Origin of the sequence: Streptococcus sp. (assembly GCF_032481935.1) — a bacterium.
Lineage (GTDB): Bacteria > Bacillota > Bacilli > Lactobacillales > Streptococcaceae > Streptococcus.
Genome location: NZ_JAWERU010000003.1, coordinates 45,383 through 59,332, shown reverse-complemented (window position 1 = coordinate 59,332; position 13,950 = coordinate 45,383). Strand labels below are relative to the sequence as shown.

At 40.7% G+C, this 13,950-nt stretch carries 7 protein-coding genes; all 7 read right to left on the bottom strand.

The window, feature by feature from the left end; all coding sequences use genetic code 11:
• The coding region (locus tag E7C97_RS01035; protein ID WP_316107724.1) for an accessory Sec-dependent serine-rich glycoprotein adhesin at nucleotides 1–2,493 on the bottom strand (2,493 nt) is incomplete at its 3' end.
• 666 nt (nucleotides 2,494–3,159) lie between these two features.
• On the bottom strand, nucleotides 3,160–9,468 hold the full coding sequence (locus E7C97_RS01030; RefSeq protein WP_316107722.1) for an SIALI-17 repeat-containing surface protein: 6,309 nt from the start codon (nucleotides 9,466–9,468) through the stop codon (nucleotides 3,160–3,162).
• 322 nt (nucleotides 9,469–9,790) lie between these two features.
• Nucleotides 9,791–10,675, bottom strand: coding sequence for an ROK family protein (locus E7C97_RS01025; RefSeq protein ID WP_316107721.1), 885 nt, complete (start codon nucleotides 10,673–10,675; stop codon nucleotides 9,791–9,793).
• A gap of 15 nt (nucleotides 10,676–10,690) precedes the next feature.
• Nucleotides 10,691–11,608, bottom strand: coding sequence for a dihydrodipicolinate synthase family protein (locus E7C97_RS01020; RefSeq protein WP_316107719.1), 918 nt, complete (start codon nucleotides 11,606–11,608; stop codon nucleotides 10,691–10,693).
• A 164-nt stretch (nucleotides 11,609–11,772) separates the two neighbouring features.
• Nucleotides 11,773–12,423 (bottom strand): YesL family protein, encoded by a 651-nt coding sequence (locus E7C97_RS01015; protein WP_075228294.1) that lies wholly within the window; start codon nucleotides 12,421–12,423, stop codon nucleotides 11,773–11,775.
• A 20-nt stretch (nucleotides 12,424–12,443) separates the two neighbouring features.
• Nucleotides 12,444–12,896 (bottom strand): YhcH/YjgK/YiaL family protein, encoded by a 453-nt coding sequence (locus E7C97_RS01010; RefSeq protein WP_006150881.1) that lies wholly within the window; start codon nucleotides 12,894–12,896, stop codon nucleotides 12,444–12,446.
• 200 nt (nucleotides 12,897–13,096) lie between these two features.
• Nucleotides 13,097–13,939 (bottom strand): carbohydrate ABC transporter permease, encoded by an 843-nt coding sequence (locus E7C97_RS01005; RefSeq protein WP_001183246.1) that lies wholly within the window; start codon nucleotides 13,937–13,939, stop codon nucleotides 13,097–13,099.
• Between the last annotated feature and the right edge of the window lie 11 nt (nucleotides 13,940–13,950).

The following is a 13,950-nucleotide window of genomic DNA, read 5'->3' as shown; positions in this document are numbered from 1 at the left end:
CTTATAGGTCTTACCATCTTCGGCCTTGATGAAGTTAGGTTTTTCACCTTCCTCAGTAGTGTCATATGGTGTGTCATATGGTGAGTTTGGTGTGTCTTGACGAGGTTTTTGAATCTCTTTACCCTTCTCATCCACATAAGTGATAACAACTTCACCTTCTTTAAGTTTGTAGATGTAAGTTACATTCTTATCCTCTTTGGCAACTGCACCTGTTGTTGGGTCTGATGATGTAAGATGTCCTTGGTCATCAACTTCACCAACTGTGTAGTTACCAGCTGGAACCAATTCGTAAGTATTACCTTCGAATGTAATCTCGTTCGGACGATTGTCTACAACTGTATCGTAGGCCTTATTAACTGGTTGATCTTTTTCATCGGTTACATCTGGCTTAATAGTCTTACCTTCTGTATCTTGATAATGCACGTAAACATTACCTGTAGCATCTGTTTTACGGTAGTAGTGAGTTACATCGGTAGAAATTTGTTTAACAGAAGGAAGCGAGTAGTTGTTGAAGAATGATGGATAGCCTGAAGCTTTATCTCCTGGTGTATTCCCACCAATGATGTTGGAAGTGTTGTTTCGAACCGGATCGACATCTGTTGAGAATTGTGGTGAGGCTGTAAAGGCATCCCCAGTAGCCTTATTGTACCAACCACTCAAACGCACATTCCCATTTCCACTATCAGTATATGTTTGTACACGAAGATGGTATTGGCCATCCTTACTGTCAACATATCCCAGATCATGTAAGGCATCTTTTGTTCCAGCAGGTGTTGGCTTACCTCCTGGTTTAACAGGATCTGAGGTATACAACAATGTATAGTTATCTAAATTAAGATTATTTACATCAGTTGCCGGGCTATATGATGACACCTTCGAAGGATCTAAAGCATACAATTTAACAACAGATGTCCCATCTTTATCGACTTGTTCTACAATACGTTTCACATAGTAGTGAGCGCGCCCACCCTGAAGTTCTAGGTACTTAGCTCCAACACCACCGAGTGATCCAGTCATGTCTTTTTCTGATTGAGTACGTGTAAATTCGTAACCTTCAAATGTACGCGGATTAGAGGCGTGATAAGTTTGGCTTTCAATACCAGTTTGAGCGTATGAAGCCAATTCCTCATCTGTACCCTCAACTTTATAGTGAGTTGTATGGGTTACTTTTTCAGTTGGAACGACTGTTTGAACATTTGGTTTTGTATCCCCAACATTTCCTGGTTTTGTTGTGTCACGAATTTGAAGAATATGGTGCTTATATCTATCATCTAAAGTAGGACCAGCATCACGGTTATTAGTCCATGTTCCTAGAATTTGCGAAACTTCTCCAGTAGTATAGTCAAATTGAGGTGCATAAGTAGGATTTTCTTGCACCAAGGTCTTAAATTGGTAAGTTGACTTGGCAGTCATATCCAAAGTTTCTACTTCTTTACCCGTAGCTTTTTCTACCAAACGGGCATGAACAACCGGAGTAGTTGTAGTTCCAATAGCTGAGCGATCAACTGAGAATGTTACATAGTAACCACCATTGCTGTATGTGAAACCACCTTGATTTTCAGGACCTTCCCAGTTTTGAAGATCCCAGATTGAATAGGTATAGCGTTCTTCATTTGGATCCAATTTGTAGTTTGGGTTGTCCAAAGCTGGATCTTCAATTGAAGCACCATTTGGTTGATCCATTTTTTCTACAACAGATGGCGCAGTAAGAGTAGTTGACGTTGAAATAGCATCCAATTGTGCAGAGACTGCTGGTGATCCGTTAACAGTAGTGTTTCCTTCAAAACCTGCCACTGTTAAGACTGCCATCAGCTCATCCACTGACTTGCTCAAACGTGCACGTTGATCTGCATAAGCTTGAGCAGTTGCATTGGCCAAACTAGTGCTTGCAGACAATTCTGATTGAACCTTAGCAACAGCTACATGGATCGCTGCTTTTTGATCTGCATCTTGATGGTTTGATGCGTATTTTTCAGCGATGTTAATCAACAAAGCTGCTTCAGAAGCATTTTGTTCCAAGATTGCTTTGTCTTCAGACACAGGAGCATCTTCAACTAGTTTAGATGAAACCACTGTATCTTCTTTTGTTTCAGTAGCAGATTCATTTAGAGTTGCTGATTGGTCTGTAGAACCTTGCTCACTCAATGATTCTGACTCTGATGTAACCGCAGGTGCACTAACCAAAACTGATGCAGTAGTTGCATCCTTTCCTAGCTCATCTGCATGACCAGTATGTACAAGCGATGTCGCACTAAGAACAGCTGCGGCCACGACGATCCCTTTTAAGAATCCTCGACTTGTCAGTCCCTTTTCTGACACCGCATCTTCATGCACTTCGGCTACAATAGTCTCTTCGACTTGACCACGAATCACTTTTAGAAGCCCAAAGTTCGAAGTAGATGCGCGCAACCAATTCTTACCCGACTTAATCAATTTGAACCGAGTCACTCGATCGGTTTCACGGAATTCACCGTTTGAACGTTTAAAAAACATTGCAGTCTCCTTTTTTTTATTACTATCCACCCCCATTATACATGATTAGTAGACAAAAGCAAGCAATTTGACCTTAAACCACTTAAATACTATAAAAAGGAGAATTTCGGCACAAAAGCTGTAAAATACTGATTTTTTAAAGTCATGAAAAATTGTAAAAATGGACACTAGTGTACAAGGATAATCACTCTTTTAAGGACTTATTCCATGCTATACCAATCATGAACGAGATCTCCAATATGCTTACCGGATAGAATAGTAGAAAATGCAATCCAAGCTTTCTCGAATCTATTTTAAAAGCTTAAACATGAATAACTAGCAGTCTATGAATAGTTTATTCACTCTTAAAAGACAGCTACTTGAGTCTATGCCTTCTAAAGATTTACAACCTTGTGAAACTTGGCTACATCACTAAGAAGCAAATGCCTAGCATTCTCAACCTTGTCTAAATTCTAGTTCACTACAGTTGACAAAGAGCCAAAAAAGCGAACAAGACGGAATTCCGATTCTCAGAAAACTCGTTTTGCTCGCTTTTTATAATTGAGATTAGTTATTGGTTTCAATCTCTAAAGTTTGGACAGTTATTACAGCAGTTTCTTTAATATTCTGCAATAATTTCCACAAAATCTATACTTCCTCAACAGTCTTTCTTGAGTTTGACAGATTCTATTCGTCTTCTTTTTTCTTTCCCATTGCAACTAGACCAAGAAGTGCTCCTACAGCTCCCAAGCTTGCGAGAGTAGCCGTTTCTTTAGCGCCTGTTTCAGGGAGACCATTTTGACGATTTGCAGGTGCTTGATAAGTCTTATCTGGTGATATAGCCTGAGCTACACGCGACTGTTCTTCCTTGTGTTCGGCAATCTCCTGAATAGCTGCTTCAGAACCATTTACACCACCAGTAAATCCTGGTACTTGATGAATAGGTGCTTGTCCACCAGGAATTCCTCCTTCAAAGTTTGGAACTCTGTGGACAGCTGCTTCAGAACCCTTCACACTACCAGTAAACTCTGGCACTTCATGGATAGCTGCTCCAGAACCATTCACACTACCGGTAAACTCTGGTACTTCATGGATAGCTGCTTCCAAACCATTTACACTACCAGTAAACTCTGGCACTTCATGGATAGCTGCTTCCAAACCATTTACACCACCAGTAAACTCTGGTACTTCATGGATAGCTGCCTCTGTTTTACCTGATTCTTCTTTCTTAGTTCCGACTAGCACAATCTCATCTTGCGCCACTTCAACAACTTCACGCAGTTTTTCAATACGGCTTCCATCTGGTGCTACTTCTGTTAAGATACGTTCCTTGCCTGCGCGACCTACCTGAGTTACGCGAGTTTCACCTTCTGGCAGAGTTGGATCTTCTCGTTTAACAGTCTTGAAGTTGATAGCTTCTTCTACTACCTCAAGGCTTGGTTGAGTAAAGCTCAATTCTTTAACACCTTCAGTCGGAAGATTTGAATGTTTTGCTTCCTCTTTCGGAGTCGCTTGGAGTTGATTGATAGAAGTTAAAGCTGCTCGCAAGGCTTGATCTACTGCATCCTGAGTCTTAGCTGCTTCGATAGCAGTAAGAGCTTGCTCAGATAACTCGACTAGTTTCTTCTTAGCTTCCTTATCGTTGGCTAGTTCCTTGCTCTTGTTTTGAATAGCTTCTGCCAAGCTTGCCATAGCCTTATCGTAGTCAATCTTAGATTCTTCTGGTTGAGCTGGCTGCTCTGGTTTTGGTTCCTCTTTCGGAGTCGCTTGAAGCTGGTTGATAGAAGTTAGAGCTGCTTGTAAGGCTTTGTCTACTGCATCCTGTGTCTTAGCTGCTTCGATAGCAGTAAGAGCTTGCTCGGATAACTCGACTAGTTTCTTCTTAGCTTCCTTATCATCACCTAGTTCTTTGGTCTTGTTTTGAATAGCCTCTGCCAAGCTTGCCATAGCCTTATCGTAGTCAATCTTAGACTCTTCTGGTTGAGCTGGTTCCTCTGGTTTTGGTTCTTCTTTTGGAGTCGCTTGAAGTTGGTTTATAGAAGTTAGAGCTGCTTGCAAGGCTTTGTCTACCGCATCCTGTGTCTTAGCTGCCTCAATAGCAGTAAGAGCTTGCTCGGATAATTCAACTAGTTTCTTCTTAGCTTCTTTATCATCACCTAGTTCTTTGGTCTTGTTTTGAATGGCCTCTGCCAAACTTGCCATGGCCTTATCATAGTTAGGCTCTTCTGGTTGGGCTGGCGTTTCTTCGACACCGTAGTTCTCTTCCTTATCAAGGATCGTTTGCAAGGCTGTAGCTGTTTTGAGAACTTCTTGTGGTTTAGCTTCACTTGCTGAAAGTTGCTCTGATAATTTGTCCAAGTTTGACTTGAAGGCTTGACGCGCCTCTGGAGTGTTCTTCAAACTTGTTTGGTCAAATTTAACCAATTCATCTTTCCAGTTCTTCATAGCTTGAAGCAACTCTTCTTTGGTATAAAGAGCACTATCTTCTCCATGAGTGATAAACTGGTCAACTTGGATACCAATGTTTCTTGTAGTATCATTACGTTTTGGATCCAATTGCAAGGTTACAGCATGCCAACCTTCTTCAAGCCCTGTCAGACGAACGAGAGTCTGATCACCTTGACGTGTGGCAGCTGTCCCACTGAAGTACTTCTTACCGTTGTACTCAGAAGCATTACCCAGGCCATCTTGATACTCGACTTTTCTACCGTCTAACGTTACTTTGTAGATACCATGTCCTGGATCCACATATCCTTTGATCTCAAGACCTGTTCCGTAGAAGTAGGCTGTTACGCTGGCATTTTTCTTCTGCTCTTCTGTCAAACGTCCAAACGATGCCCATGATTCTGTATTTTGGTATTTATCAGCTGAGTTCGTTTCATGGTGCCAACCTGGACTATAGTCAAGCTGAGGTGCCTGATCATCATGACTGACTTGATCTTTTTGAAGTAATTCAGCTTTCATCACTCGAATCGTTGCTTCTGAAGCAAAGCCAAGCAAAGCTTCGTCTGAAGCACTCGTCATTTTCACTTTGAAGTCAAAGATAGAGTCAGCTTGCTCCGTAAAGTCAATTGTCGGAATGGTCAACGTTTTTTCTGTTTCACCTTCTTGGAAGGTCAAATCAGCTGTTGTATCCTTGTACACTTTACCATGAACCCCTGTTCCTGGTTCAGTCACGACATGAACTGTTGCAGCTCCTTTGCTACCACCAACACGTTTAATGGTTACAGTAACTGGTTGACCTTTTTGAACTTCATAGGTTGTTTCTTTCAACTCAAACATACCTTTACCAGCATTGTTGAGCGTGTAGATACCTTCAGTTGCAATAGCTTTTCCAGTTTTGTTAACGAGTTTGATGGTATGTTCACCTGGAGCCAAGTCATCTGTTTCATAAACCATCTGGCTACGTTTACGAGCCGCATTATTGGTTTGTACATCTGCAACCTTTTGACCATCCACATAAACTGACATTTCACCGTGATTTGGATCCACTGTAGATACGACATAAGCCTTAGTTCCATTGAAACGGTAGGTTACGCTAGCATCTTTTTGATTGGTCCACATAGATGTTCCACGAACGCCTTCAGATTCGTCATACCAGGTTGTATTTGCTTTGTCAGCTGTTGTGTTTGAATGGTAATCCAAGCCTAGAGGATAGCCATCTGTTTTTTCGATACTACTTGGTGTCTTATAAAGAGAGAAGTTTGTCAAAATAGGAGTTGCTTGTGAATTCGTGATAGTCACACGAATCTTTTGTGCTTCCACAGGTTGACCTTGGACAAGACGACGATAACCAACAGTCGAACCTTCTCCATATGGAACCCAGCGACCATTGAGCTCAACTTCAACCTTAAATCCAGAGATACGTTGACCTTTAGCAATATCTTCTTTGAGTTCGACTACGTCAAAGCGTCTCTTTTGACCGAGATCGACAGTAAATTCACCTGTCTTGGCATCATTTGACAATGCCCAACTAGTATCATCCTTACCATCGGTTAGGTTACTTGCTTGGTACAAGTGATTCTTACGAGTAGAGCTTGCCGTTACAGTTGCTCCCTTTGCGAAGTCAGTCGCATACATTTGGTCCAAGGTTGCTCGGAATTCTTGCAAGCGAGCCACGTCTGCATCTGCGAATTTACCTTCTTTGTTTGGTGGAATATTGAGAAGAAGCGGTGTTCCACGACCAACAGACTTGAAGTAGATATCCATCAAATCTTTGATTGATTTTGGTTGTTGATTGTCATGGTAGAACCAACCTGAACGAATAGAAACGTCTGCTTCACCGACAGAGTACATATCTCCTTCTGGGTCTCCATGATTGAGATATTCATTCTTCACATCGTCAGTGATCTTAGCTTTCTTAACCTTATGCCAAACGGGATCTCCAGCGATACCACGTTCATTACCAATCCAACGGACACTTGTCGGTTGTGCAGAGAAGATAGCGATATCTCCTTCAGCTTCCTTGATGTACTTGAACCACTCGTCAAAGGTGTAGGTTACTTTTTGAGCTCCGCTACCACGCGCACCATCCATCCAGACTTCGATAAATTTACCATTATTTCCGTATTTAGGATTGCCAAGGATTTCCTTGAGCTGGTTGAGGTAGTATTCGTTGTACTCTTTTTCAGTTGAAACATGATATTTAGGGTTATTGGCATCCCATGGTGATAGGTAAACACCCATATTCATGTCATATTTCGTTGCTGATTTAGAGATTTCTTCGAGAAGGTCACCTTTACCGTCTTTCCATGGACTTGCAGCTACCGTATGGTCTGTGTATTTAGATGGATAAATCACAAAACCGTCATGGTGTTTGACAACCATGATTGTTCGTTTGAATCCAGCATCCTTCAAAGTCTTAATCCACTGGTCTGTATCAAGGTTTGTCGGGTTAAAGTTTTGAGGATTTTCTCTACCATTCCCCCACTCAGAGTTGGTGTAAGTGTTCATTCCATAGTGGATGAAGGCAGCCAATTCTTCCTTGTGGTAGTCTAATTGAGCCTTGCTTGGAAGTGGACCGTAAGCAGCAATTTCTGTTTCTTCGTCTTTTGGATCCACTACTGGAGTTACAGGAGTTACTGGTTTTGGATCTTCAATTTTTTCGTATTCAAAAATAACTTGGTTCACTCCTTTATGTTGGATTGTTGCTTCTTGGCTTGCATTGACTGCACGGTAGCCTGCAATTTCTTTGGCTTGGAATCTGTGAACAAAGGAAACTTCATATTCTTTACCATCGTTATTATCCACAGTCGCAGTTGCTAATTCTTGGTCGGTACCTTTCAAACGATAATGAACATCAAAGGAACCTTTATTGACCTTATAAACAACCTTGATAACGCGAGTTCCTGCAGGAGCCTTGCTCACAACACTATAATCATCTTCCCAAGCGTCTTTTAGTTGCTTATTGACAGTTTTGCCGTCAATCGATACAATTTCATATTTTTCTTTATTCTTCTTGAAGAAGTCAGTCTTTTCAATTTCTGTTTTATAGTTGTAGTCGAACTGAGTTCCAACTTCTGTCTTTTCAACAAAAGTATCGTTTTCTTTGACTGGATTATCATTTTGGTCTAGGTGTTCGACAACAACTCGTCCATAATCAACACCTTCAAGGAGAGTCGCTACACCACTTTCATCGAAGGAATATTTGTTTTCACCGATTACAGCTGTCTTATTTCTGAGCATTTCTCCCTCTGGAGTGAAGTAATAACGATTGCCGTTATCTCCTTGATACCAACCTTTGACACCGTATTTGTCAATGATTTCTTTGACCCATGCCAATTGTTCTGGCGAGAGGACAAGCCCTCCTCCAAAGCGATCTTTTTCAGCAATGTTCGCATTATCGACAGTTCCACGTTGGTGGATCCCAATGACCTTACCATCACCGTTGATAATTCCACCACCTGAAAGACCTGATACAGAAGTCAAACGATAAGTGACACCAACTGTTCCCTTATCATCATACTTTTCAGTACCTTTGACAACACCGTCAGCCTTATACAATTGACCTGGAACAATTGGTTCCTTCAATTCTGGAGAAGTTGAATCTGTAGGGTAACCGATGGTGCTAACAGGTTCTCCAACTTTGTATTCTCGATGTTCTGCTAAAGGAGTAAAGGTAGCTGCCTTATTTGGACTTGCAATTGAAAGTGGAACTGGAGCTACAACCAAGGCTAGATCATTCTTATAGCCTTCACCGAATTTTTCTTTATTCCAGAAATGAATATCTTTTTCCTTGAACAAAACAGTGTTTCCTGAGCTTGGCAAAGAATTATTCTTAGCAGTATTTGAACCTACATTGTAGTAGAACTTAGCCGTATCACCACCACGGATAGATCCCGCATTAGTATCCGCATCCTTGACTAAGAAGTTGTGGGCCACTGTCAAGATGACATTTGGAGCAACAAAGATACCTGAACCTGAGTTAAGGTATCGCTGACTACCGCCATTGGCCAAAGGTGAGCTAAAGATTGAATAAACCATAGTAGCAGATGTAGCTGGTTGACCTTCATAATTGATATGCTTAAGGTCTTGTCCGCCATTGATAATGGCTCTATTTTCTTTTTCGCCTTCAGATGGAGCTGCTTCTGTAGGTTTCAAAATGCTCTTAGTCTCTACTTGTGGGCTATCTTTTTCTGATACAATAGCTGCAGTATCCACTTTTTTCACTGGTGTATCAGGATAAGCACGATCAGGGATTTCTTCAGGGAGTAAATCGCCAGCCACTTCAGCAGTTTTTCCTTCCTCTGCCACTTTCTCGACAGCAGGTTCTGTTTTTTCAGTTACTTCTTCTTTGACTGCTTCTTCTTTTTCATGATCTACATCTGTCACTTCTTTCGCTTGACCTTCTACTTCTAGTTTTGGCTCTGTCGCGAGTTCATTAGCCGCAACATTCCCAGATGCAAAAAAAGCAAGCCCAACTGCAACAGAAGCAACACCAACAGTCAGTTTACGAATACTAAATATCCTACCTTTTTCTAAAAAATATTGTTTCATCAAATACTCCTACTATTCTAGAGCAGTCAGCTACTGCCCAAGCCCAGCTTTAGCTGGCGACATTTTTTGTTTGATTCCCTAGCTTAAAACTCTGCTCCTAAGCTATTTATTTTTGGGTAAGTCTCTTTATAGAAATCGCTTACATTTTTTGAAAATAAAATAAGGCTCAAATTAGCAAAAATTTTACCTAGAGTTTCTGCATTATTATAAATATACTATGTTATATTAAAAAATGCAAGGGTTTTCAAAGTTTTAACTAGATTTTTACTAAATGATTATTTTACTATTTATGACTAAAAAATCCTAAATTGGCAAGGCCAACTTAGGATTGTTTTGTTTTGAAGTGATAGTAGGCTCCAAGCATACCTGCAGTATTTTGATGACGCGCAAATTCTAATCTTGTTTTTTCCGCTAAGCTCGGAACAAGCGCATCTTTCAGAGCTGTACGAATTTTCGGTTTCAAAATCGCTTCTTGCCCCATAATACCACCACCTAGTATAACAACCTCTGGATTGGCAACATAACAGATGTTAGCAAGACCTTTCCCAAGATAGTCTACCATACGGTCAATGCCCTCCATACAGAGTTTATTGCCTTCTGTAGCTTCTTTGAAAATTCTACGACCATTCCAATGGGCTACTTCTTCACCATGAGCCTTGGCTACATACTCAACCAAGGCAGTTGTAGAAGCTAAATCTTGGAAAGCCCCATCCTGCATATGCATATAGCCAACTTCACAGGCAGAATTACTAAATCCATGGAAAATCTGACCATCAATGATTAAACAACCACCGATACCCGTTCCAATGGTCAGACATAGCGTTATTCCTGCACCTTTTCCAGATCCAGAAACAGCTTCTGCTAGCCCTGCGCAGTTGACATCATTTTCAATTTCACAAGGAATTCCAAAGCTTCCTTCAATTTCTTTTTTAAATTGAGTTCCTGCATAGTTTGGAATTTGTGGACCAGCATAGAAAATCTCACCCTTATCAGGGTCAACCATTCCCGCAGAGGAAATGGCCACACCTGACACTGGTCCTCTTTCTAGATAGCTAGCTACGATATCTTTTGTCTTTTGTAAGATGTGTGGACCACCCTTATGAGCCTCAGTCGCTACTTCGTGAGACTCTACAAGTTGTCCATATTGGTCAATCAAACCGTATTTGATATTAGTTCCACCAATATCAATTGCAACATAATTAGCCATAAAGCCTCCTGTTGATTAGAGGAAACGCTCCTTAGTTTCACGAATCAATGCCGCAGCTGCTTCTACAACTGGACGATCTTCTTCGGTCACTGGTGTAAGTGGAGAACGAACTGATCCGATATTAAGTCCTTCATTGATTTTCAAGACTTCTTTAATCACACAGTACATATTCCCATGGGCTGCAGTCAATTTACCGATGATAGCGTTGATAGCGTATTGCAATTCACGCGCTGTTTCTAGGTCTTTATCTGCAATCAATTGGTTGAGTTTCAAGAAAAGTTCTGGCATAGCACCATAAGTACCACCGATACCAGCTTTTGCACCCATGAGACGTCCGCCTAGGAATTGTTCGTCTGGACCATTAAAGACGATATGATCATCACCACCAAGGCTAACGAATGTTTGGATATCTTGAACTGGCATTGAAGAGTTCTTAACACCAATGACACGTGGGTTTTTCAACATTTCTGTGTAGAGACTTGGAGTCAAAGCAACACCTGCCAATTGAGGAATGTTATAGATAACATAGTCTGTGTTTGGTGCTGCTGCACTGATGTCGTTCCAGTATTTGGCTACTGAGTATTCAGGCAAACGGAAGTAAATTGGTGGGATTGTTGCGATAGCATCAACACCCAAGCTTTCTGCATGACGAGCAAGTTCGATACTGTCTTTAGTATTGTTGCAAGCCACGTGAGCAATGATTGTCAATTTACCTTTAGCAACTGCCATGACTTCTTCCAAGATCAATTTACGGTCTTCTACACTTTGGTAGATACATTCACCTGAAGAACCGTTGACATAAAGTCCTTGAACACCTTTATCAATAAAGTATTGCACCAAAGCACGAGTACGTTCTGAGCTTACTTCGCCCGCATCATCATAACATGCGTAGAAGGCAGGAATAACACCTTCATATTTTTTTAAATCTGACATAGATTTCTCCTAAGATTTCTTATTTTCTGCTCTGGGCAGATGATTTTTTACTATTTTAGTATACACCTTGTGAAAAGCGCTTTCAATACATCTCAGCCACTTAGATTTTAATTTCTATTCATCTCTCGTAGCTTTTCATGCTTGAAAGTAGTTTCATATCATTTTCAATCTGCTTGATATTTAGCAAACAATTTTTCCATTAATCCAGCCTGGCAAAAGGCAAGAAGACCAAAGCCAAAGAGTAGAAATGCTGATCCACCGAGCACTAGAGTAAAGCCTGATAGATAGAGAATCATCATGATTAATAAAATAATCGCAAGCATCAAGAAGAACCACACGAAGTTAAAGCTTACCAAGAGCAAGCCCTTTTGGAGCACTTCTTTCCAAGTTAAGTCATAGCGTGCTGCAATTGGATAGCTAGCCAACATAACTAGAGTTAAAAATATCAAAATTCCCAAGCAAATGGCTTTAATGAACTGGAAGCCTAGACTGGTTTGCCCCCAGAATAGAGATAAGTCAACCACGCTAATCAGAAAAATTCCTAGTTCCAACAAACCTAACTGGAGACCTAATTTCAAATTTTGCTTAAAGGCTCTCATATACGTTTTAAAAACAGGAACACGTCGACTACTCTTAACTTCGAAGATTGTCTGATAGAGACTGATCTTTGCTATTCCAATCGTCACAATAGGCAAACAAGACACAACAAAGAGTAGGTTAACCGTCACGATATCTAAAACCTTCTCACAAAATCGCATAAGAAAGTTATCCGTATCGAATGCCGCTTTTATTAATCCAGATCCTTTATGTGCCATTGTTTGCTCCTCCTAACTGACTAATCGATTAAAATTTTAAATAAGTATTTGCGAACTTTATCTTCCATACCTGCATAGCCATTAGGCTGATGAGGTTCACCTGGGAAAAAGACTGCAAAATTGTGATAACCCAATAAAAGTGGGTATTGTTCATGACAATGAACAAAGCCGATATCGCTAGCTTCGTCAAAGGCTACAGCCTCGTCTTTTACACGAGAACCGTAACTAGAATACTCATGTCCTTCAACTAACAAATGCAAATCTGCATAGTTTTTATGATGCTCAAAGCGATCATTTTCTTCTTTATTGAGAACATTTTCTTGTACAACTAGGAAAACTTTATCCCCATCAATCTCGTATTTCCCTAATTCAAAGTTATCTTTACGATGCTCATAGAGATAATCAATAGCCTTGTCCAGATTTGGGTGAATTCCCTTGTAAAAGCTAATGTTTTTTAAATCATCAAAAATCATAGTAATTTCCTTTACCTGATTGTTACCTTCAGACATAAGATGTCTGGCCAGTAAGTTTATAAGTGTCTAACAAAACTTCATGAAGTAAGCAACTCCTCTCCATTTTGTAGACACTTATATATCCTGTATTCTCTTAGTCTATCAACTATACTGCTGCATACTGATAAACAATTTGTACTATTTTCAATTTTCGCAGAGTACTATCCTTTGACAGCTCCCATAGTAATCCCTTGAGTGAAGGATTTTTGGAAGACAAGGAAGACTGTTACGATTGGCACAGCTGCAAGGGCAGCCCCTGCCATGATCAAACCGTAGTTAGTTGCCATCTCGGCCTGCATAGTCGCAACCCCGAGTGAGATGGTCAAGTTTTGACGTGAAGTCAACATTACCAATTGCATGAAGTAGTCATTCCAAGTATTGATGAAGGTGAAGATTGCAAGAGCTGCAAATCCTGGCTTCACGATAGGGAAGGCTACGCTCCAGAAGGTACGAATTTCGCCACATCCATCGATTTTAGCAGATTCGAGCAATTCTGTAGGAATGTTTTCACTGAACTGTTTCATAAGGAAGACCCCGAATGGCCATCCGATCAAAGGTAAGATAACTGCCCAAAGAGTGTCATGGATTCCCATGAAGTTGACGATACGTACCAATGGTACAAGGACAACTTGTTTTGGAAGAGCCATGGCAGCGATAAAGATTGCAAAGAGAATGCGTTGACCATAGAAACGTTTCTTAGCCAATACATAACCTGCTAGTGAAGAGGTTGCACAAACCAAGAACATCGTTACTAAAGAAATGAAGACTGAGTTCCACATCCATTGCAAGGCTGGGTTTTGCACCATCAATTGTTGGAAGTTCTCCATGGTTGGAGCTTTAGGGAACCATTGTGGTGGAATCATAATGGTATCTGGTTGTGATTTGAATGCACCTGTCAAGATCCAGTAGAATGGGAAGATAAACAGTACAGTCAACAAGAGCAAAATGATTGTTGAAATAACAGTAAAGGCTGTTAATGGTTTCTTTTGTTGTGTAGGTTGCATAGCTGTCTCCT